The organism is Paenibacillus sp. 2003, from assembly GCF_031455635.1.
Classification (GTDB): Bacteria; Bacillota; Bacilli; order Paenibacillales; family Paenibacillaceae; genus Paenibacillus; species Paenibacillus amylolyticus_B.
In genome coordinates, this window is record NZ_JAVDTB010000002.1 from 559,132 (window position 1) to 581,932 (window position 22,801).

Annotated in this window: 22 protein-coding genes; 8 read left to right on the forward strand and 14 right to left on the reverse strand. The window is 44.1% G+C overall.

Annotation, left to right across the window (positions count from 1 at the left end; genetic code table 11):
* Nucleotides 1–7: 7 nt before the first annotated feature.
* From J2X75_RS14510 to J2X75_RS14520, 3 genes are all read right to left on the reverse strand, one after another.
* Nucleotides 8–1,207 carry an MFS transporter gene (locus J2X75_RS14510; protein WP_124116417.1) on the reverse strand — a complete coding sequence of 400 codons (1,200 nt, stop codon included), beginning with the start codon at nt 1,205–1,207 and terminating at the stop codon, nt 8–10.
* A 264-nt stretch (nt 1,208–1,471) separates the two neighbouring features.
* Nucleotides 1,472–2,509, reverse strand: coding sequence for an ROK family protein (locus J2X75_RS14515; protein ID WP_310337398.1), 1,038 nt, complete (start codon nt 2,507–2,509; stop codon nt 1,472–1,474).
* Between the two features lie 198 nt (nt 2,510–2,707).
* A complete protein-coding gene (locus tag J2X75_RS14520) occupies nt 2,708–2,977 on the reverse strand; it encodes a hypothetical protein (protein ID WP_310337399.1) in 270 nt (89 codons plus the stop codon).
* A gap of 108 nt (nt 2,978–3,085) precedes the next feature.
* Here J2X75_RS14520 and J2X75_RS14525 point away from each other — a divergent pair, with 108 nt between their 5' ends.
* The gene (locus J2X75_RS14525) at nt 3,086–3,304 is read left to right on the forward strand and encodes a helix-turn-helix domain-containing protein (protein ID WP_310337402.1); all 219 of its coding nucleotides are present in this window, start codon (nt 3,086–3,088) and stop codon (nt 3,302–3,304) included.
* 31 nt (nt 3,305–3,335) lie between these two features.
* Here J2X75_RS14525 and J2X75_RS14530 read toward each other — a convergent pair whose 3' ends face one another.
* Nucleotides 3,336–5,027: a GmrSD restriction endonuclease domain-containing protein gene (locus J2X75_RS14530; RefSeq protein WP_310337403.1), complete on the reverse strand. Its 1,692-nt coding sequence runs from the start codon at nt 5,025–5,027 to the stop codon at nt 3,336–3,338.
* Between the two features lie 404 nt (nt 5,028–5,431).
* Here J2X75_RS14530 and J2X75_RS14535 point away from each other — a divergent pair, with 404 nt between their 5' ends.
* Together J2X75_RS14535 and J2X75_RS14540 are read left to right on the forward strand one after the other, a co-directional pair.
* Entirely contained in the window at nt 5,432–6,043 is a 612-nt protein-coding gene (locus J2X75_RS14535; RefSeq protein ID WP_310337405.1) for a TetR/AcrR family transcriptional regulator, read from the forward strand.
* A gap of 385 nt (nt 6,044–6,428) precedes the next feature.
* Entirely contained in the window at nt 6,429–7,751 is a 1,323-nt protein-coding gene (locus J2X75_RS14540) for an amidohydrolase family protein (protein WP_310337407.1), read from the forward strand.
* Between the two features lie 26 nt (nt 7,752–7,777).
* Here J2X75_RS14540 and J2X75_RS14545 read toward each other — a convergent pair whose 3' ends face one another.
* Both J2X75_RS14545 and J2X75_RS14550 read right to left on the reverse strand, forming a co-directional pair.
* Entirely contained in the window at nt 7,778–8,035 is a 258-nt protein-coding gene (locus J2X75_RS14545) for a type II toxin-antitoxin system HicB family antitoxin (RefSeq protein ID WP_310337409.1), read from the reverse strand.
* A 120-nt stretch (nt 8,036–8,155) separates the two neighbouring features.
* The gene (locus tag J2X75_RS14550) at nt 8,156–8,749 is read right to left on the reverse strand and encodes a YdeI/OmpD-associated family protein (RefSeq protein ID WP_310337411.1); all 594 of its coding nucleotides are present in this window, start codon (nt 8,747–8,749) and stop codon (nt 8,156–8,158) included.
* 261 nt (nt 8,750–9,010) lie between these two features.
* Here J2X75_RS14550 and J2X75_RS14555 point away from each other — a divergent pair, with 261 nt between their 5' ends.
* Together J2X75_RS14555 and yidD are read left to right on the forward strand one after the other, a co-directional pair.
* Nucleotides 9,011–9,235, forward strand: a complete 225-nt coding sequence (locus tag J2X75_RS14555) for a hypothetical protein (RefSeq protein WP_091020237.1) — start codon at nt 9,011–9,013, stop codon at nt 9,233–9,235.
* Between the two features lie 292 nt (nt 9,236–9,527).
* Nucleotides 9,528–9,755: a membrane protein insertion efficiency factor YidD gene (yidD, locus tag J2X75_RS14560; RefSeq protein WP_310337668.1), complete on the forward strand. Its 228-nt coding sequence runs from the start codon at nt 9,528–9,530 to the stop codon at nt 9,753–9,755.
* Nucleotides 9,756–9,793: 38 nt separating this feature from the next.
* Here the strand turns inward: yidD and J2X75_RS14565 are convergent, their stop codons facing one another.
* From J2X75_RS14565 to J2X75_RS14580, 4 genes are all read right to left on the reverse strand, one after another.
* On the reverse strand, nt 9,794–10,270 hold the full coding sequence (locus J2X75_RS14565; RefSeq protein ID WP_310337412.1) for an EVE domain-containing protein: 477 nt from the start codon (nt 10,268–10,270) through the stop codon (nt 9,794–9,796).
* Nucleotides 10,271–10,302: 32 nt separating this feature from the next.
* Entirely contained in the window at nt 10,303–10,833 is a 531-nt protein-coding gene (locus J2X75_RS14570) for a DinB family protein (RefSeq protein WP_310337413.1), read from the reverse strand.
* Nucleotides 10,834–10,900: 67 nt separating this feature from the next.
* Complete coding sequence (locus J2X75_RS14575) at nt 10,901–11,848, reverse strand: helix-turn-helix transcriptional regulator (protein WP_310337415.1); 948 nt, start codon at nt 11,846–11,848, stop codon at nt 10,901–10,903.
* A gap of 216 nt (nt 11,849–12,064) precedes the next feature.
* A complete protein-coding gene (locus J2X75_RS14580) occupies nt 12,065–15,604 on the reverse strand; it encodes an S-layer homology domain-containing protein (protein WP_310337417.1) in 3,540 nt (1,179 codons plus the stop codon).
* Nucleotides 15,605–16,210: 606 nt separating this feature from the next.
* On the opposite strand from J2X75_RS14580, the gene J2X75_RS14585 reads away from it, so the two are divergent.
* Together J2X75_RS14585 and J2X75_RS14590 are read left to right on the forward strand one after the other, a co-directional pair.
* Complete coding sequence (locus tag J2X75_RS14585) at nt 16,211–17,167, forward strand: MORN repeat-containing protein (RefSeq protein ID WP_310337418.1); 957 nt, start codon at nt 16,211–16,213, stop codon at nt 17,165–17,167.
* A gap of 17 nt (nt 17,168–17,184) precedes the next feature.
* On the forward strand, nt 17,185–17,529 hold the full coding sequence (locus J2X75_RS14590; RefSeq protein ID WP_310337419.1) for a hypothetical protein: 345 nt from the start codon (nt 17,185–17,187) through the stop codon (nt 17,527–17,529).
* Between the two features lie 131 nt (nt 17,530–17,660).
* Here J2X75_RS14590 and J2X75_RS14595 read toward each other — a convergent pair whose 3' ends face one another.
* A complete protein-coding gene (locus J2X75_RS14595; protein ID WP_310337422.1) occupies nt 17,661–18,119 on the reverse strand; it encodes a MarR family winged helix-turn-helix transcriptional regulator in 459 nt (152 codons plus the stop codon).
* Between the two features lie 136 nt (nt 18,120–18,255).
* On the opposite strand from J2X75_RS14595, the gene J2X75_RS14600 reads away from it, so the two are divergent.
* A complete protein-coding gene (locus tag J2X75_RS14600) occupies nt 18,256–19,134 on the forward strand; it encodes an SDR family NAD(P)-dependent oxidoreductase (RefSeq protein ID WP_310337424.1) in 879 nt (292 codons plus the stop codon).
* 68 nt (nt 19,135–19,202) lie between these two features.
* Here J2X75_RS14600 and J2X75_RS14605 read toward each other — a convergent pair whose 3' ends face one another.
* The 3 genes from J2X75_RS14605 to J2X75_RS14615 form a co-directional block, all read right to left on the reverse strand.
* Entirely contained in the window at nt 19,203–20,030 is an 828-nt protein-coding gene (locus J2X75_RS14605) for a sugar phosphate isomerase/epimerase family protein (RefSeq protein ID WP_310337425.1), read from the reverse strand.
* Between the two features lie 146 nt (nt 20,031–20,176).
* Nucleotides 20,177–21,499, reverse strand: coding sequence for an LLM class flavin-dependent oxidoreductase (locus tag J2X75_RS14610; protein ID WP_310337426.1), 1,323 nt, complete (start codon nt 21,497–21,499; stop codon nt 20,177–20,179).
* Between the two features lie 33 nt (nt 21,500–21,532).
* A complete protein-coding gene (locus J2X75_RS14615) occupies nt 21,533–22,717 on the reverse strand; it encodes an MFS transporter (RefSeq protein ID WP_310337427.1) in 1,185 nt (394 codons plus the stop codon).
* Between the last annotated feature and the right edge of the window lie 84 nt (nt 22,718–22,801).

Consider the following 22,801-nt stretch of genomic DNA (forward strand, 5'->3'; position numbering starts at 1 on the left):
GTAACAACTAAATCAGTTCCTGCCTTCTTTTCAAATATACATACAATACTACTCCAGATGCCGCACAGATCACTGCACATAAACCGATGAATCCATATCCCGCCTGAAGTCCGCGCAGCAGTCCTAACTGAGTGGTTGCCCCATACATATGCTTCACGCCTTCAATGACCCAGCCAATCACATAGTTACCGATGACACTACCAACCCCCATCAAGGTAACCGTGAACGTAATCGCGGTGTCACTGCCGTTCGGATATCTGCGTGCGATAAACGCCATTACTGTTGGATAGATCATCGCTATACCTGCACCCGAGATGGCAAAGAAGATGGCGAGCCCCTCTCCTCCCGCAAGCGCAATGAACGTACAAATGGCCGAGAACGCAGAGAAGATTATAAGCGACAGTACAAATCCGATCCGGTCCGTTAGAGGACCCAGCAGCAAACGTCCAAGCGAGAACGTAAGGAAGAATGCTGACAGTAACCCCGAAGCTTTCACCGTGTCCCACGTATAGGCTTTCTCCAGAAAGTTAACGAGCCAACCCCCAACCGCCAGTTCCGATACCACGCCAAAAGAAAGAATGAGCACCATCAGCCAGATGGCTGGATCACGTGTTAACGTCTTGAGCGAGGTCCGATCTTCATGAGGAAGATCATCCCCCGGAAATTTACTGCGCAGCGCCGCAATGATCGGCAGCAGACAGAGTGACAACATCACGAGATACATGCCGCGCCAGTCCAGTACATGTCCGAACACGCTCAACGACATCACCCCTGTCGCCAGCAAAGGCGCCACTGTTGAACTTAACCCATAGAAGAAATGGGACAGGTTCATCATCGTACCTGTGTTCTTCACAAAGATCCGTGCACCCAGAATCGCCAAAGCAATCTCCAGCATGCCGTTTCCGATGTACATGAAGAAGTATGAAGAAGCAAAGAGCGGATAGTTATGAGACATGTAAATGAACACACCAGATAGAATCATCGATGCAAATGAAATAATGCTGACGGCCTTGATGCCCCATTTGCGTACCAGAATAGCCGTGAACGAGCAGGCGATCAAGTAACCCAGTGCATTCAGGGACAATAACGTCCCGAGCTGTTTCTCATCCAGATTGAAGTCGAATTGAATGCGCGGAATAGCCGGCCCCTTAATATTTTCCGATATGCCAAATACGATAAATCCCAGAAAGATCGTTGCCAGTTGCATGGCGTACAGCTTGTTGAACTTTCGTTTGTTCCCTTGTGTACCTGCTTGCTGATTCAAAATAAGTTCCTCCAGTGTGTTCAGAAAAATGATTGCTTGTTATAACTACGATTGCAGTACCATCTTCCGACCGCTGTTATCCCTGTATTTTTTTGAAACGTTCCTAAAGGTGGAAATACAGTGATAAAGGCGTTCTTCAGATTGGTTCCGCACTCTCCATTCTCGTGTAAAAAATTTTGCTTAACTTCAATTCATAATAAGTAGTTCCTACCACTGCTTTTCAACCACCTGAATGCGGTAGGTCAGGCTTTCCAGCGTTACCGCGACCAACCCCGTAACATATTCGCGCCGAGTATCTCTTTGGATGATCAACTCTGGCATATGCTCCTGTGGGATCAGGTGATCCAGACAGCCTTGTAACAGGTCATCCCGCATAGCCGGGTCCATTGTATCGCCCGTAACGACAATCGCTGCCGGGTTAATAATCGCAATGATGGAGATCAGCGTCTTTGTGACGAGTTCCTGCAACCCTTCCGTCGTTTTCAACATACGCAGCTGCTCTTCCCGTGACACGCCAAAAGGTAAAAAGGACACCTCGCCCCCAAATTGTGTGTTCCCCGTCAGCGGACGACCATCAATGATAAAGCCTGCACCCGGAAAATGGTTCTCCGGAAAAGTCACCACCGCGAAGTTCTTCTCTTCCTCAAATTGCTGCTGGTTGTATAGTCCGTAGACCGTCAGGTTCATGTCGTTGCCAATGACCACTTCCACGTCTTCATATTGCTCCTTGAGCCTTGGCCCGAGCGGCTGATACATCAGCTCCGGTACATCGCAAATTCGAATAACGCCGTTGTGCGCCACACCAGGTATGCCAATACCAATCGCCTGCACATTGTGGTGCTGTTCGATCAGGTTTGCAATCAGCTCCTCTACCACCGTTACATTGATCTCATCCAAAAAGAGTGTGTGTTCATCCGCCATCTCTCCATTCAGATTGGCATATGTATGTGTGATCGAGTGAATGCCGCCCTCTGTTCGAATAATCAGGCACAGTACGCTAGCGTAGTCTGCATTAAACTGATAACGACTCGCCGGTCTTCCACCGCTCGATTCATCTTGACCCAGGTCGATAATCTCACCCGTTTGGAGTAATTCGTTCAGGATCGTGCCGCATGTGGCTACGCTGAGTTTGGTCAGGTTCGCAATGGAAGCCTTCGTGCCGACGCCCATTGATCGGAGTGTGTTCTTCACCAATTCAACGTTGATGCGCTTCACCTGCTGGGTGTTGTGTGATGTGGGTAGCATAGTTAGTTGTATGCCTCCTTTCGTTCATTTTGAACCATTCGATGAATGTTTTTAAAAGTATTTTAATAATTGAAGTGTAGGGGGATTTGGCAGGAAAGTCAATGCTTAATTGGAAGTGGAAAACGTTTGGATGGAAAGACAAAAGACAGTTCAAGATCATCTTGTGTGATCCTGCACTGTCCTTTAGTTAAGGGGGTTTTATGTAGACTGGCTCATTTGATTTGCCAAGATGCTCTTCTCCAATCGGACTTTAAATAACTTTCGGTTTAGATCCTGTTCCATGGAATGAAGGTGAAATGCTGCTTGTTTTACGGTATCCATCTCTAGCACACCCGCCTGCTTCGCGATGATGTTCATGGCATCCAGGATGAGTTTGTTGCATGTAACCAGTTGGTCGACGTAATCGTCTTCTTGTTGGATGAGTTGTGCGTACTGCGAAGCGAGGTCTTCGCTGTTGGTACTTGTCATGTAACCACTCCTAAAATTGGTACGCATAAGAGTACCAGATATACAAAAAGTATATGGTACGCTCATGCGTAACGTCAAGACCATATGGAAAATTTAGGAGTGATACTCATGGCTAAGAAAGTCGTCGTCAATATTCATAAACTCACAGAAAAACATAATATCTCGCTGCGCGAACTGGCCCGATTGTCCGATATCCGTCACGCTGCATTAAGTGAGTTGCAGTCTGGTAAACGGGAGAATATCAACTTTGCTCATATTGAACGGATTGCAGAAGCACTGGATATTGACGACATAAGGGAGATTATTGAGATTCGGGAATTAAAGTAATATTAATTAATCTTATCTGTGATATAGTTTCTCATTTAAATAATCGATAAATACTATCTACTTCATCTGATTCAAAATATAAGTTTGAACTTCCACTTCTATAGTAAACTTTATTATTGTACCAAACAGGATTATCACCACACCTAACTTGTATTCTGAGAACAGTATTGTTCCTATAAGTTATGGGAAGTATTGATGAACAAATTTGTACTTTTAGCCAATCAGGTAACAAAGAATTTTTAATTTTACCAACTATAAAAGAAATATATTGATCCAATGAGACACCCTTTAGTTTCGCCTCTCTCTCAAGTCCAACGATTCCAAAGTCATGTTCAGATGGAATACTTATTTTATCCAGATCTTCAATGCGCTTTATATCTGCCTCTTTGTCTGCAATTCCAATATATATAAACCCGGTTTTATTTTTCCCTAAGTTGGCCAAGGCTGCAATGGTTCGATTAATTTTATCAGGCATTTCTGAATCAAATTGTCTTGAATCATCTAACTTGTAAAACCCCTGTTTAAAATCAAACATTGGAGGCTCTAGTTTTGAAACTTCTAAATGACTAATAAACTGTGATACTGTCACTCTAGAAATAGTTTCTGCATCTGTAGAGCCTTTATAAAATTCTTCTATAAGACCTTTACATACTTTGCAGTTCTCGTCTCTAGCTTTAGAAGGGTTGTCCAAGTTATAGCTCAATCTTTTTGTGAACTTTTCTAGAGAATCATTGATTCCTTTTTTGTTAAACAATTCTTTGCCCTTACTAAACATTAATTCATAGATTGCCATGAATAGAGAAAAAAATGCCTCTCTGCTATCTCTATTATTCGAATTTTCATAACTTACAACTTCATAAAAATTCTGATCAGATACACTGAAGATCTGTTCAATCTCTTTAAACACCTGCCGTACTTGCTTTTCTATATTTTCAGCTCCATAAACATCTATTGCATACTCTACTTCATTTAATTTGTTTTCACTTCCTTTACCATAACAATTGTCCAGTTGCTCCTTTGATGAAATATACGGTTTTCCAAGAATAATTGCTAAGATTAGCTCTGCAATAAACTCCTCATCATCTAAACGCAATATTTCTTTAGTTGAAAAAACACCTTGACAAGACCAAAAAGATATATCAGGTTGAAATTCGTTCCCATACTTAAGCAGATTCCTTTTTTTGTCGAAATCTATTTTCGTTTCTAACGATATTGTCTTTTCTTTCCTAAAGGAAGTTGCTAGTTCCTTAACTATCCTTGAAAAATGAGATTTATTTGCAGCTTGTCTTATTTCCTGAGGATTCAGAGATTTGCCGAATGAATTAATTCTAAGAAAGACATCATTTGATTCCTCAATACCACTATTTTCAATAATCGATGCTATAATAAGGTAATTCTGAAAGTTCATTGATTCCGTATCATTGAAATTATCAAAATAAATTTTTATTCCATTTTCGTCGTATGGAAACTCATTCTCAATAAAATCAAATATCGCATCCAATCGTTGCATACCATCAACAATTTCAAATTTATTTGTTCCATTTTTACTTAAAGTTATATTTGAAATAGGATATCGCTTGATAATAGAATCTATTAAAGCTACCTTCGCATTTGAATCCCAAAACAGTTTCCGTTGGTAATCTCTATTTATTGTTAATTTATTGTATTTTTGTAATTCATATAAATCTTTTATTGTAAAATTTTCATGTTTTAAACTATTCATTTTTATTTTTCCTTCCTTGAAAACTTTATTTTGTTTGAAATGATATTAATCCCTTACTAAGCTAAACATATATATTAATTATCTATTAAACATACCTTAATGTTGCTTTAAAACTTTTAATTAACTACTTACGGATTTATTTCATACCCCTTTTCACATAGCACTAATACAAAACTAATTCTTTAATAATAAGGTGTTATCACCATTCTACAAAGTTCAAAAATAATTTGAAAGAGCCTGAAGGACCTCCACATTTCAAAATATAAAAATCTAGTAATCTTATATTCATAGATTTAATACTGAAATATACTTAAAATAATGTCTCCAGTTTCAATTTGACACCCCCTCCAAAAAAGCCTATTCTAATAACGAACCAACCATTCATTATTAAGGAGTCGTTCCCGATGGTGCAAGCCAAGAAAGACGAAGTCAGGAAAGAGATTGAATATGCGGCGCTCAAAGTCTTTTTTGAAAAGGGCTATGTGGATGCCAAGATGAGCGATATCGCGGATGAGATCAATATTTCCGTGGGCAATATCTATACTTATTTTAAGAATAAGAAAGAACTATTTTACGCTGTCGTGCCGCCGGATCTGGTGGATTATCTGAAAAATGTGCTGGTGGAGACGATTCACTTTGATAATCAGACCTTGTTCGAGGAAACGGAAAGTGAGCGAAAATCGGCGCTGTTGCAAGAACAGATAGACGTATTACGGAAATACCGGAATCAGATCGTCATCATCTTTGAAAAGAATAAAGGAACCATCTACACCAACGCCAAAAATGAACTTGTCGAGCTGATGATCGAAACCAAGAAGGCCTATCTCAAGAATCAATATAAACGGTATGAGATTGGCACCGAGGAGAACTTGATCCTACTGAACATCCTCGCACACAACGTGATCGACATGAATCTGGATCTATTGAAGCGGGATATGAGTGAGGACAGCCGGAAGCAAATATTCGAAGCGTTATATGTATACAGACTATACGGCATGAAGAGCCTCAACGAATAACGCTTCTTCTCATCACTTTTACCGGGTAGACAAAGCGTGCATATCAGGTCATTTTCACTTGGTTTGCACACAAAAAAATATCTAACATTAAGTCGCTCTATTTTTTTGATCCAAAAATGAATTAATTATTCATTTTTAAGTTGAATATTTACCATTTACCAAACTATTTAAGTTGAACCTACATTTACATGATAACGGAGAGGACAGAAATAACTAGAGGAAGCGAAGCGTTCGCATTTATCACCGGATTTCCCCTAATAAGAGGGTATAAAAAAATCTGGGGATAACAGCGATCCGAAGGTTGTTCTGTCATCGGAGTGATAAGTGTACATCCCCATCATTCAACTTACATAGCTTCACTCACCATTCTAAGGAGGAACACAATATGAACACCGCTTATGCTTTGAAAAACGTCAATCTGATCCACGGCGACTCAAGCCGCAATCTGCAAAAAAACATGACGATTCTCGTCAATGAACAAGGAATTATTCAGGATATCGGCCGAGATCATGAGTTAATCATCCCGAGTCACTACACAACAATCGACCTCTCAGGGAAATACGTAATGCCAGGCCTGACCAACGCCCACGTGCACCTCTTTGCAGATGGTAAACCGTTCACTCTCTCTGTCAGTGAGGGTTTGTTGCAGTTTGCCTATGATCGGATATTGAACACGAAGTTCGGCAGAAACGTTTTGAAAAAACGCATGAAACGCAATGCGCTGACTGCACTCCATGCGGGTGTGACCACGATGCGCAGTGTGGGGGAATTCTTTTACACCGACGTTCAGCTGCGGGATGAGATTAACAACGGTGACTTTGTCGGTCCTAATCTGCTTGTCTCCGGGTTTTTCCTAAGTGTAACGGGCGGACATGGCGCTCCATTCCTCGCTCTGGTGGGCGATTCCCCGTGGGAAGCACGGAAAAATGTACGGCTGAATGTGAAACACGGTGTAGATCTGATCAAAATCTGTGTGACGGGTGGCGTGACAGATGCGAACATGGTGGGCGAAGCTGGACGTTTACAGATGACGGTTGACGAAGTTGCAGCGATCTGTGATGAAGCGCATAAGATTGGTTTGCGGGTGGCAGCGCATGTTGAGAGCACGGAAGGCGTACGGGTCGCGTTACAAGGTGGCGTCGATACGATCGAGCACGGTTCGGAGATGGATGACGAAATCATTCGTTTGTACAAAAATAATCCCAATGCCCTGAATGGCTACACCGCACTCATCCCCACCCTGCAAGCCGCCTATCCATCCGCTTTACTGGATACCAGCGTAACGAAGGTAAGTGCAACAGTAAAAGAGAATTCCAGACTCGTCTACGATTCCATGCTCAAAGGCGTGAAACAAGCGATCGAAAACGACATCACCGTTGGTATAGGCACTGATGCCGCTATGCCTTACGTGACTCACTATGATATATGGAGAGAGATGGACCACTACATGAGACAGGCCAACCTGAACAACAAACAGGTCATCGACATGGTGACCCGAACCAATGCGAAGATCCTGGGTGTTGAGGATGTTACAGGGACGGTGGATATCGGAAAACATGCCGATCTGATTATTATGGAGCAAAATCCGCTGGAACATATCGAAGCCTTGTCCGACATCTCTATGATCATGGTCAAAGGAAATCTAATTCAAACACCATCTGTCACAAGAATCAAAGAAGTCGACGATGTTCTAAATTCAGTTTGGTGAATTCAGATATGTAAACATAGAATTCATCAGTAATACGTAATATTTGCTTCAATTAAATACGCTTTATCTTTAGAGTTGAATAATTTAGGCACTATGCTTTGAGGTGGCGGAATATCTTCAACAGGTTCTCCATCCAAAAATAATTCAAGTGCTTCTTTCGCCATCAATAATGCTTCTTCAACTGAATCGCCACAGGTGATACATCCAGGCAAATCAGGAAATGTAACATTAATTCCATCCTCAGCAAAATTAAAAATTGCGTAGTATTGGTAAGTTCGAATCATATGGGACACTCTCCTGTTATCTAAACCTTTAGCAAAAACAGCAAAAAGCCTTTCGAATTATATCTGAAAGGCTTTCAATTCGTTTAACTCTTCATTTCCCTCAAATATATTGTTATAAGATTAATCATTCAACCCTTTACCCTCCAAGATCGGCTGCATGTACTTCTCAATTCGTGACACTTTTGTTTTGGATTGCTTTGGTTGTGAGAAATAATAGAGATATGCCCGCTGACGTCCGGGTGTCAGTGCTTCAAATGCATCTCGGAAAGCAGGATTCTCTTCGAACTGCTGCTGAAGTTCCTCAGGAACGCTATATTCGGCAGTCTTTTTCATCTCCACTTGCAGTCCGGCTTGTTCCACTTCAATCGCTTGCTGGATATAGGCTTTGATCATGGCCTCCTGCTCCACAATCTGCTCCAGACTGGTGAAGCGAAGCTGGCGCTCTGCCTGTACATTCTCCGTTTGCTGGACCAAAATGCCATGTGTATCCTTCAGCAGAGCACCTTTGAAAAACAGAATGGCTACGTACTCTTTGAATCCATGGATTAAAACGATGTTTTTCCCATCAAGCATGTAACAAGGGTGCATCCACTTCATATCCTCTGTCAGGTCAAAATCTCGAATAATCTCTCTCAGCTTCGCGGACTCTTCCTTCCACGATTTAAGTTTCTTTATATAGCCGTCAACTTTGCGATTTCCACTTGTTTCTGTCATGGAGAAGTACCTCTCTTTATCTCATGTTCTTATAGGTTCAATTGTACTGGTTTTCAGTGGATTGTACAGCGTTGCTTACAGAGTTTTTATTGACCTTTCCACTTGAATTTAAACCTTAATAACAACAAAGACTATCCTGTTCGATGGCCTATAATTTAATTCAATTTCATCTAATAAGTTTCAATCGACAGTTTACTGTCCCCATAGTAAAATAATGGAATGTCTACTGGCATAATTCCAACATACGAAAGGATAATTTAAATGAGAGAGTACACAGTCGTTCCAGGTCCGAAAAATGTTCAAGTAAACCGAGGTGATACTCAGGCTGCTGTTAATTTATTTGCTGATATCATCAATCACAAAGCACAATCCGGATGGATCTATCAATCCATGGAGTCGCTAGCCGTTACCGAGAAGCCCGGTTGTCTCCAGCAACCCGTTACAACGCATCATTATATGCTGATTTTCTACAGAGAGATGCATTAATCGCACAACAATCATGAGAAACTCAGAATCTGAGGAACTGATATATAATAACATGCCATCCGAAGAAGAACTTATTAGACTCTTACATACACATCATGAAGAAAACGATCCTCGAAGCAGTTTCTATATAAGAACTCATGTTATTCCAGAAATCGATTGGTTGAAGTCTTTGCTTAACGTTACACTTGCATTATTCACAGGGCTAATCATCTCTATCATATGTTTCTATCTCTTGAATCTATTCACCCCAGTATATGCTTTGCTAAGTGCCCAGGTTGTTTTCATAGCAAGTATGTTTTTCATCGTTCTACAACGTGCTGGAGCAATCCTCATATGGAGTATTAGAATTTATCAACGTTTTGCCCCCATTGAGGTGAGGAACAAATGTCGTTTTGAACCAAGCTGTTCTGTGTATATGATTCAAGCTATTGAGAAATACGGGGCGATTAAAGGTCTTTCCTTGGGCATCCATCGTCTTCGCAAATGTAATATCAACGGTGGAGGATATGATTATCCATAAAGCGAAAAGGCCCATAGACAATCTATGGGCCTTTTCGGTTAACATGTCTGGTTTAAGCTAGCATCCAGTAGTGATTGTGTCTCATCTTCCAACATCGCGGAAGCTATCATCATGAAGTCTTCAGCCCCAATTTCAAAGTGACCTTTACGAAATGGAAACCCCCAATTGCGATTCCCCCGTGTAAAACTGAGTTGGTCTAACAACGTTGCGATCTTTACTTCTCGACATGGAAGATAACTGAGATCTCGGCGAAAGGGTACAAATGATTCCGACATCTGATATTGGTAAACCCTGTCGTCGATAATCTGACCAATAGCGGTAAAAGCCTGAAGCAGCTTGCCTGTTGAAATGTCTGTGCGAGGAGAATAGTATATCATCCAGTCACCCGGGGACATCTGTCTCAACATCGCTGACTTACCATGGCACAGCTGCGCAAACCCTCCCTCTACGGCTACATTCACATGAGAAGCTGATACAACACCAATCCAATATCTACTGTCCTGATTTGGTTTCATAAATACATCCCATCCCCTTCTCTCGTTTACATTTACAGAATCGATATCAATCGATCCAATTGTAAAAAATGATGTCTGTAGTGCATCTCTATCAACAAAAACCACTCCTTAGCGTTTAGAGCGCCAAGCCTTGGATGACGTATTTTGTTGTTTACTGATGCTTGGTATACAAGAGGTTCTGTACTCCTCATCCGTTCCACGACCATGTGAAGACCATCTATCAACGAATCCTTGCTCTCGGGTGGTTGCGGGGTGTATTGAGGAGAAGCAGGAACCTTTACGGGAATAGGAGGGAATTGTCCTAATTCAAACACTTGCCTACCTAATTCTGTTTTTTCCTCATCCGAGTTTAATGTCAAATCCTTGCTGCTCAAACACTGCTCAATATTATACAGATGCATGAAAAGCGCTGATTGAATCAAATGTACATACATCTGTCCAATGGACCATTCCTCCTCACTCTGTTTTCTATGTAAGCTATCCATATCCAATTTTCTTAGTTCTGCCAAATATCTCTCTACACTCGTTTCCAATGATTCCAATACTTCCGTTGTACTTCTCATCCTTCAACCCACTCCTCTTGATCTGTGATATACCAAAGTATAAAAAAACACTACTGACAGGTGTATGTCAGTAGTGTTTTAAGATGTTTTTGGCTACTTCCTGCATTCGGAAGCGTAAAGACTCCGGCTTCAAGACCTCGATATCTCCACCCCAGCCAAGCAAATAATGCAATATTTCCTCCGGATAGCGGACACGAAAATGAAAAATCACACCATCCTCTCGCTCCTCAAATGCATCCATATAGAAATGAAGGGCCTCCATAACTTTGTCAGCAATTTCAGGTTTTGCTCTGATTAATACTTGTTCGTTACGGTCGTCAGGAGGTCGATAACTGTTTAGATCAAAATCCGGTGGCAAAAGGAATTGATCCTCCAGTACGGAAAGTTCAGTCATCCGTGACAAACGAAAATGACGAATGTCTTGTCGCAGATCACAACGTGCAATTAACATCCAATTCTCCTGAACCAGTGAGAGGCCATAGGGTGAAACCTCACGCATGTTATACCGATTTCCATCCGTTCCTGGCATTTTTTTCAGATACATAAAACTGATTTTACGTTGATCCAGAATGGCATTACGTATCTGATTAAGGTATGTTTTCACCCGTGCTCGGGTTAAAGGTTCAACCGTATGAAGCAATCGCATCGTTTCCCGTACACGTGTGGATTCATTACGAATGGATTCAGGTAAAATCGCTTCAATTTTTCGTTGAGCCGACTTAGCCTCCATTGCGTATTCTGTATCCAATCTCTGTTCGATAAAATCAGCTCCCATGAGCAGGGATACGGCTTCTTCTGCGGTGAAGCTTACCGGGGGGAGAAAATATCCTTCCATCAGGGAATACCCATGACCCGGGGCTCCCATTATCGGAACGCCAGCTTCACTTAATGCCTGGATATCTCGATATATCGTACGTACACTTGTCTCGAATTGAGCAGCTAAATCTTCTGCTCTTAACATCTTTCTTCGCTGCAATTCAAGCGTAATCGCAAGCTGCCGCTCCGTTTTGTTCATGTTCCAAGCCCCCACTGTTTCATCATCCAGACCTAACTTATTCTATCATAGTAACTTGCCCTTTCGTTTCGCGAATTACAGCAATGGAACGTCTTACATACCACCCCCGAAGATGAGCAAGTCTTAATCTCAAAAAACTGATACCCAAAAGGATATCAGTTTTTTATCTACTTTATATCTGCTGTTTTATATACGGTTAATTCTCTTTGTTACTTCTTACACGTACAGGGCGAGCAACAAGTTATAGATCATCGTCGCAGCTTCCGCTCGGGTCGTTTCACTTCCTGCACGAACGGTATGGTCCGTATATCCGCTCACAATCTTGGCCTGCACCGCTGCATCCAATGCTTCTTGTGCCCAAGATGGGGTCTGCGATGCATCGGTGAAACTTGGTTTAACGGATGTATTACCAGACATTCCGGCTTGTGCATCTGAACTTACTTTCAGCGCATTCGCCATCATGACAGCCATCTCGGCACGAGTAATCGTCCGATCGGGCTTAAATGTATTATCACCGTAGCCTTTCACAATTCCGGCTTGCACGGCTGCGGCAATATCACCTTTTGCCCAGTCTGGCAGATTCTCTTGATCTGCAAATGTCAGATCTGACTCCACGGACTTCAATGCCAGCGCCTTACTGAGCAACGTAACAAACTCTGCCCGTGTGATCTTCTTCGATGGTTGGAATGTACCATCTGTGTAACCTTGAATCACATTCATGCCTAACAAACGATCTGCATAGTCGGAAGCCCAGTGTCCATTCAGGTCAGACAGATTTACTGGTACATAGCTTGACACAACGAAAGTACCCAAATGATTTACATTAGCTGTTATACTTCCTGCTGCATTCATCTTGCCACCGATAAATACCCAGCTCTGACGAGCTTCATTATAATAGTAGATTGCAGGTTGGGTGCCATTAGGCAGCACTGCCGAGTCCACATTCAGGCTCAATGCCGCCTGATCATTCAACGTTCTTCCGCCACTGCGGCTAATCTGTACAGCTTGTCCAAGTACATTCAGGGAAGCTGTATTCTGCAACTTGTCCTTGGCAACCACAGACAATTGCAGCGTATCCTTGGAACCAATGGCTCCCAATGGAACATTGAATTGCACGATGTCTTTCAAACCCGTTTGGACCGGCTGATTCGCTTCCACCTCAACCTTCACTTCAGTGGATGAATCTGACCCCGTATCCGGGTTGGTTGGTGTGGTTGGAACGGTAGGCGTTGTTGGCACACTTGGTGTACTTCCTCCAGAATTCCCACCAGAGTTGCCTCCATTACCTCCACCTGAACCCCCGCCACCATTGCCTGAGCGGGCTTGTACAGTCACGGTACGGATAACTTCCTGTGCTTCATTACCAGCGATATCCTTCACGTTATACCGAAGGGTGTAGATTCCTGCTGCTTGTGTGTTCACCGTGCCATCCACCTGCACGGAACCACGGATGCCGACATTATCAGAAGCCTGTGCTCCAGGCTCGTTGTATGTATCTCCCACGTTCAGCGTCATCTGGCTGCTACCTTGCATGGTGATGACGGGAATCTCACGGTCAATTTTAATGACCAGAGGTAAAGTATACGTTTGTTCCAGATCATCGGTTGCTCGGAATAAAAGGTTATGCTCTCCCGGCTCCATTACCTCCAAAGTCGTATTCTCTGTATATGGTTCATACGTCTGCCCTCCATCACGGGACAACTCGATGATCGCAGAAGTAGCAGGTGCGTATACTGCTCCGGTTACACTAACGATTACGGACTGGTTCGTCCATGTATCCGTGTGATACGGCTGGCCGTCAGCGGTAGTCATGTTACTTTTCAACACTAGCGCCTGATTATTCGTGCCTTCCACAATGACAGTGAACGTTTTGAGTTGAGATTCCGTGCCACGTTGCACGATTGCCGTCAGTTCCAATCGCTCATTATTGTCCGGTTGGGCTAGTAGCTTGCCCTCGTTATTCATTAGTTCCGGGTTAGAACTGGACCAGCTAATCGTTGCTCCATGCTTCCCTTCAACAGGAAGGGTAAGATCGGAATGGACCGCGTTCAGATCGCCCAGATCGATTGCTTGAAGCGTATCGGTTACCGCCTGTGCGTCACTGTAAGGTGTGGCACTCATGAAGATTGGGTTGGAGTAGAACCACAGGTCGCGGTAGTTGCTATCATTAATTTGATTAAAACGGGTCGTTGCATCAGCTGTTGTATTTTTCGGATCAAGCTGCGGTTCACCATTGACAGTCTCACCGGTCACGTTCATGCCCAGATTTGTACCGCGCAGGCGGAAATACTTGTCCTGATCTGTGGCTTTGATCTTGTACGTGATGACATTATAGCCTTCGGCATCTGTCGTCCAATCGTTGGATGTGAAGGTAGCCAGTACTTTGGTAGAGTCGTTGGTGTCTTTGTTATATGCGGCTGTGCCCTTCTGTGCCTTGGCTGTCACATCCCCAGCGATGAGATCGACATGATCCACCACGGGTACTTGTCCAGCGGACGTGCCGCTGTTGATTGGATTTTCATAGTTGTTGCTTGTCGTTGGACTCTTGAAGCGGATCTTCAGCTCAACTTCATCGCCTTGGGTCACGCCCAGATCTCCACCCATCTCAACCTGAGCACCCGCTCCGGAAGCCGTGAAATCCAGTGCGTTGATCAGGTCGCCAAATACGGAAAATGATTTTCCCGAACGCAGTCCATCCAGAACAGCCTGCATACCTGTACCCTCAACCCAGGAATACGTCTTGGCATATTCGCCCGGATAATAACCACTGGAATTTGTGCCAATCGTCTTGAAGTGGTAATCCGAATTACCATAGTTCCAGAAGTGACGTCCTTCTCCAAGCAATGCATCCCATAGCCCACCAACCTTGGCGACCATATAGTCTACACCGCCGTATGTACGGTATTTGTATCCATCATCAGCAGTCGGATTAGCTACATTGTAGCTTGTGTTGTACCCTCCACGATCCGGTTCCATCTGGTTACCCAGCATGCCCTCGATACCAAATACCACTTGTGGAGCCAGATCGTTGAACTCACGGAAGTCCGCGATGGTATATTTGTTTTTGCCGCGTGAAGGATGGTTGATCATCGCATAACTTGTCATTGGATAGTTCGTTGCGAGCCAATTGATGGCGGTTAAGGCATCCTGATGAGTCGTGTAGGCACGCCCTCCGTTCTCATCCCATTTTGTTACGTCCGCTGCATTAAACAGGTTCGCTGCGCGATTCGTGAAACGGTATTCGAATTCCTTGGCAGCGTTCAGCGCTTCGGTTGAGTTCGGCTCATCCGTAAGAATCCCCACCCCAACGTGTTCGTGTGTCGGCATGTCCCATTCGAAACCGGAAAAGATCGTTTTCCCTGCGTATTTGCCTGCATCCTGAATTGCCTTGATCTGTGGTACCTGATATTCATTCATTCCTTGGGACATCGGTATTGGTCCACCCGAAATATCGTTCCCGTTGTGATCTCGCTTGGATAACCGCAAATGATCCGTAAGCGCGATCCAGTCCAGCCCATATTTGGTTAAACCCGCATCGAGCACGTTCTCCAGTGAAACCTGTGCATCATCGGACTCAAACGTATGTACATGCAAATCTCCCGTTTGCCATGAACCTGGTGCCGAGCTGTTGATCGATGTGTTATCCCCCGCATCTGCATACGTTATCGCAGCAGGGAAAGCTCCCATGACCATCCCTGTAGCCAAGGGTATAAGTGTAAGCATAGCGAGTATCTTCTTGCGTTTATTAGTGAACAAAATCGTCCCACCACCCGTTCTGAGTTGTTGTGTCGGGAGTAAATATAAGAGACTTTTGGGACAGGGTCAACGGCCTGGAAGTATATATTTAAAATTTTACATATACCTGCATTCTTTCATATTCCGTTAAAGGTTTTTCTAACTTATCCTGACGAAGTCATACTCTTTACTGCTCCATATTTGAAGAGTCAATCTAGGGATAACGAAGCGATTAGGAGGTGATACAAAATTCAGAGTTTGTTCACGATTCAGGAAAGTTCCACCACTGCTGTGGATCATTAGGAGGAGAACTGGCGTAGGAGGAATGATGATAAGGAGAAAATAGTGGGTTTTGTAAAAAAATCAGAATGACGTATACGCTGAGTATAGAAAAAGTACCCACGAACCATAGGCATAATATGCTCTGAAGCCGCAGGTACTTGGGGTTAAGCGGGATTTTCTTTCAGCCTTTACATCTTTGCTTTTGTGAACTGGGGGCGAGTTGTTTGTGAAATCCGACCGATCTCCACTTTATATTTAAACTGGAAAAATACGATACATAAACCGATAATGTTGAAGATGGCTAACAACGCAAAGATCATTATTCATTGAAGGAGTTGCACACTTTTGAAAAGATTCTATCTAGGTTTTGGATTAACGATCACCATTATCATTGGACTATTATCAAACTCTACTCCAACAGAAGCAGCATCGAAGAAAGTAAACTTAAAATTGTCAGATGGAGGGACGTACTATGGTGAAGTATTAAATGGGAAACCTCATGGTAAAGGAACTGCAAGATGGGGAGAAAACGAAGTTTACTCTGGAGATTGGGTGAGTGGTACGCGGCAAGGAAAAGGCAAGTATACATATACATTAGTTGAAGGTGGAGGTGTCCCCTTTGAGGATTACAATGAATCTAATATGGGCCATGGAACAGGTGAATTCACTACAAAAACCTACACCGGATCATGGATTAATGATACATATCATGGTAAAGGAAAAGAAATTACGCAATGGTTAGAAGTACAGTATCTTACTTCTGATGGCAAGGTTTACCCTGTACATGACCGTTACAACAACACCATTAACGATGGAACATTCAATCAGGGCAAGATGTCTCAGGGATATTACGCAATCCACTCTTCAGATACTGTCTCACTAGGATATACTGATCATACGACTACGATTGCTCTCAAAAATGATTATTTCAACGAAAAGTTAACCGGAGATAAGGACTTTTTTGACACGATTATCAATTATAACAAGAAACACGGTTCTTCTGAAAAATATATTGGGATTAAACCATCCGAATTCTCCAAAGGTATATTAACTAATGGCAAATTCACGGGGGTTACGCATCTAATCGATTATAGTAATTCAGATAGTTATTCTAAACAAGTCATAATGAACGATAACGTATTAAAGGAGAATCACATAACATCTGCCGTCTTTGATAATGATCGCAAGAAAACCATTAATGAATTCCTGCAAGCTATTAAGCCCTATTCAGTCAAAATCAATACCATCTCTGACGAGATTATGTCATTAAAAGACATTAACTATGAGGGAATGATCCCCTAGGTAGTGGAGGTCACAAAATGAGAAAAAAGCGATGGATTATGAGCATCGTCATTTTGATTATCATCCTTTTCATGAGCGAATTGATGATGTTGTTCTCAGGAAAGGTTGGGGTTCTCAACATAACGCAGAGAGTTATTTCAGGTGCACCTCATGTTATCGTTCAAGGCCAGACACTGTCTTACCAAGGTAAGGTTCATTGGGAGGATATGCAAAATAGTATCGAAGAATATTCCGTAAGCGATGAAGGGAATGTCTTGTATAAAGCACTAGGCACCCCTGTCCCACCACCTTGGATATATGTGAGAAAAGAAAAGAATGAGGGTTTCCGTTATAAGGTGCCTCGGCTCCCTTGGAAACTATAAATCATTGTACTACATCGCGAGCGGACATCACTAGATGTCCGCTTTTGCTATGATTTTATAGCCTTTCTCGCTCAATAGTGACATGTCCACTTAGTTCGCGTATCGAATACAATCCACCATAGAACCTCTCACTAACCATCCAATCCGTTAAACTGCCGAAGCATGGTGGTGAAACGCTCCAGTTCCTTATCATCCCATCTTGATATACGGTCATAAAAAGCTGACTCCTTCTCCTTGAGCGCATCAACCGTCGATTGTTGACCAAGTTCCGTAAGAGACAGGAACACCCCGCGCCGATCCTTGGGATCTTGCTCTTTGCTAACATATCCCGACTTTTCGAGTTGTTTGATTAATCGGCTGACCGAGCTGCGGTCCATTGCATTCGCTTCTGCCAAAGCCGCCGCGCTTGTTGGGCCGTAGGAGTAGAGCCACCGTACCAGTTGAAAAGCGGCAGGTTGCAGGTTCGCATCAAAACGCTCGGCAGACCGAACGTTAAGCGCATGCGAAGCACTGATTAGTGCATGAATCTGCTCACCCAGCGCTAGCTCCAGGGCTGCTCTATCTTTGGTTTTGACTGGATTTTCACTCATTATTGTTAACTCCCTCTCCCGGATACATGAAAGTAGACTTCTCGAAATATAGTTGACAAATATCAATTAATATTTATAGTTGATTTATGTCCATTATATAATTCCGAATCTATTCGTGTCAAAAGGAGATCTTCTCATGAAAACTAAACATCCCATTATTGTAATTACCGGAGCAACAAGCGGTTTAGGGCAGCTTGCAGCCATGGAACTCGCCAAACGCGGGGCACATCTTATACTCACCGCCCGAAGCAAGGAACGTGCCGAGGCTACCAGGTACAAAATCAAGGAAATCATGCCTTCTGCCAAAATTGAATTTTTCTATGGAGACTTGTCCTTACTGAGTGATGTAAAACGTGTTGGGCTTGAGATTGCAGCCGCTTATCCACGTATAGACGTACTTCTGAACAATGCCGGACTTCATGCTTTTGAACAGAGAGTCACGTCCGAAGGATTTGCCGAGATGATTGCCGTGAATTATTTGGCACCTTGGCTGTTAACGCACACATTGCAATCTTCCCTCATTCAGTCGGGCCATGCCCGTGTCGTCAATGTTGGATCTGAAGCTTCGCGGAATCACGGCACCCTGGTGTTGCCAGATGACTTAACGGATATCACTCCTTTTACTGCACGTGGTTCCTCTCCAATCTATGGCAAAACCAAACTGCTCAATATTATGTTTACTGGTGAACTAGCCAGACAATGGCGTGGAAACGGAATTCGCGTAAATGCCTTGAATCCTGGCTTTAATGTTACGGGTCTTGGACGAGAGCTATGGTTTGCAAGTGTGCTTGAACGCATTTTAACCTTTTTGCACATTGGCGACCCGCGCCGGGGTGCGGATATCATAACTCGGTTGGCTGTGGATTCGAAGTATGGCGAGGTATCAGGAGGATATTTCAATGTGGGAACTGGAGCATCTATTGTTCCTATACATCCTGGCGGAGATGAGGCCATGCAAAACAGACTGTGGGTGGTTACGACACAATTACTGAAAGAACGTGGTTTGTTGGATTAATAGAAAGCAGAAAAGGGCTGTTCCATAGCCCTTAACATGGCTGGAACAGTCCTCCTTTTTTCAGTAGCTTATATTGTCGCAAACACCTTATCGAATCCAGCTTTTGACTTGGCGAACAACTCACTTGAACCAAGATTCGATGCCGGGGCCAGTACTTCCTGAGCCACCACACCATTGTAGCCAATCGCCTGCAGATTTCTCAGAAATCCGCCCAGATCAATGACCCCTTCGCCGGGATACAAACGCTCATAATCCAGTAATTCCTCGATCGGCAAATCATAAGCATCATTAATATGAACATGAACAATCTGCTCTTTCTTCAACTTCAACAGATCTTCCATCGGTAGACCATTCGTATACCAGTGATAGGAATCTACGAGCAAACCTACGTTAGGCGCATGGATCGTCTCGATCCAGTCCAGCGTATCTTCCACACACCAGATAAACGGATTCTTCCATTGCGTCCGCAAATGATGGCAGCCAACAAACTCCAGCCCTAATCGAATGCCGTAAGCGTCCAAGATATCTGCGCAGAGTCTCAAACGTTTCGTAGCCGCAGCCATAAATTGCGCTGCCGGTTGATCCGTTGAGGGTAAAATATACGTGCAACAGCTGAAACAGTCCAGCGAAGCAGAGGCTTCAGCCATAGCGACTAACGATTGCAATCCCTCACGAAACTGCTCATCTGTCGTCCGCCACTCTACCGTCAGGCCCGATGAACCGATGATCACCTGATTGCTTTCCAGCAGATGTTGCGCCCGTTCTTTGCCATACGTTTCAATCAATGAGAGCGGATTCAAATCTACAGATCCGAATCCGTGCTTGGCCGCATCTATGATATATTGTTCATTAGACTCGATGTTGCCCAGTCCCGCATTCGTTAACCCTCTAATCATCCCAATCTCCTCCTGTGACTCGTCTGGAATTGCAGCTTGTGTATCATTTTCTTTATCATTTTATAATAGCAGTACTCTCCAAAAAAGAAACCATAAAAAAAGAGCCGCAACAACGTTATATTAACGTCATTACCGCTCTAACTTCTCTATCTCACGCTCTCTAACGTATACCGGTTACGCGGAATCTCAAGACCCAGATTCTCTCGGAGTGTCCCATGTTCATATTCCGTGCGGAACAGCCCTCGTTCTTGCAGAACCGGGACAACTAGCTCCACGAAATCTTCCAATCCATTGGGTACCACGGTACGAACATTGAATCCGTCTGCCGCTTCACCTTCAAACCATTCCTGTATCCGATCTGCGATCTGATCCGGTGTACCAATGAACGATGTACGTGGAGTGGATGCCAGCAATGCCACTTGACGCAAGGTCAGCCCTTGTTCTCGTGCCTGCTGCTTGATCTTGTCTGTTGTACTGCGGAAGCTGTTGCTGCCAATCTCCCCAATCTCGGGAAAAGGTTCGTCCAGTGCGTACTGGGAGAAGTCATAATGATCGAAGTACCGCCCCAGATAGTTCAACGCCTGATCAATACTCACCAGTTCGGCAATTTCCTGATACTTCTGCTCCGCCTCTTCCTCCGATCTGCCCACAATCGGGCCGATGCCCGGGAAGATCAGAATATCCTTTGCCTTGCGTCCATAAGCCACCGCTCTTGCCTTCACATCCCGGTAGAAATCCCTTGCTTCCTCCAGCGTCTCATGTCCTGTGTAGACGGCATCCGCCGATCGGGCGGCCAGATCTTTACCAGATTCAGATGAGCCCGCCTGGAAAACCACCGGATGGCCCTGCTTCGAACGCCCCACATTAAGTGGACCCTGTACCGAGAAGTGCGCTCCTTTGTGATTCAGCGTATGTAACTTGGCAGGATCGAAAAATACGCCCTGTTCCTTGTCTCCGATAAAGGCATCCCCCTCCCAGGAATCCCAAAGGCCTTTGACCACATTCAGATGTTCTTCCGCAATTTCGTAGCGCAGCGCATGGTTGGGATGTTCGCCTTTGCCAAAGTTAAGGGCCGAACCTTCCAGAGGTGAAGTAACCACATTCCATCCGGCTCTCCCACCGCTTAATTGATCCAACGAGGCAAATTGCCTCGCAACCGTGAAGGGTTCACTATAGGAAGTAGACAATGTAGCAACCAGCCCGATGTGGGAAGTTGCCCCGGCGAGTGCGGACAGAAGCGTGAGAGGTTCGAAGCGATTGAGAAAATGAGGATTGGACTTCTCGTTAATGAAGAGGCCATCTGCAATAAAGAGCAGATCGAACTTCCCTTTTTCCGCGATACGCACCTGCTTCTTGTAGAACTCCAGACTAACGCTCGCGTTAATGGGAATATCCGGGTGACGCCAAAAGGAAATGCTGTTACCCACTCCGTTCAGATTAGCTCCCAACTTCAATTGCCGTTGTGACATATATATCCCTCCCTAAGTTGTGGTGATGACCATTCAGTTCGAGTCCGCCTGTTTCACATTACTAACTCTGACTGCCCAAGCCGCTCCCAGCAACACAATCCCTGTGAAGAGAAAAATAAACGGAATGCCGATCCATCCACCCAGAAAACCACCGATTAACGGTCCAAGTACAATACCGAACTGGCTCGCCGTCTGACTCAGACTGACAGCCCTCCCACGAAAGTCGTGATCAGCATACTTGATGATCAGCGCATTAAGCGCCGGATAAACCGCGGCAAAGAACAGACCATAGACAAATCGCAGGCTGCCAAAATAAATCAGATTCGTTGCTGTCATTTGCAGCAGACTGCCAATTCCGCCGCCAATCAGACCGATAAACAGGGTTTTCTCGTATCCGATCCTGCCACCAATCTTCCCCCATCGCGGTCCCATAATGACGGTAGCCACACCAATCGCCGAGAAGACAATGCCCGCACTAAGTGTTGCACTGCCAACATCACCCCCAATCTGGACGACATAGAGCGTTAGCACCGGTTCGATGATGAGCACGGAGGTCGAGACTAGGAGAATCAAACCGTAGATTCGCATCAAACCTTGCGTGGAAGCTGCTCTTTTCAAATCCCCTATGATCCTCGTTGGAACTATCGTACGAGCTTGTCGTGACTCCTTAACACCGAGGACCATTAAAGCCGCGAGCAATGTAATCACAGCCGATGCAATGAAGCATCCTCGCAGTCCGATCCAGTGACTCAACACACCACCGGCAAGAGGACCAAGAATCCCGCCCGCAGCACTGGCCGTGGAGATCACGCCAAGTGCATAACCCACCTGTTTATCCGGAGTATTGGTACCGATCAGTGTAATCGAGGCGGGATGAAAACCAGCCATGAGTCCCTGAAAGACCCTTACGGCGATAAACGTATACGGATCATACACAAAGAAGTTAGCCAGATGTGCAATGCCTAGCCCCACTCCGGAACGGACCAGCATCAGTTTGCTGCCATATTTATCAGCCAGTGATCCCCAGAAGGGTGCGCATAATCCGCTGATCAGAAAGCTGATGGAGATAGAGATACCAGACCAAACTTCCAGACCGCTCTGGATACCAAGATCATTTTGCAGAAATATAGGAAAAAACGGAACGGACAGTGAGTACGCCATATGATTGAAAAACAGGCCGAACCACACAATATACAGATTTCTCTTCCATTGTGGCATCTGGGCATTCTCCATACTATATAATTCCTATATAAAAAGTAGGTTATTATCCATATTAGGGTAACGTCATCGGAAAGTATAATA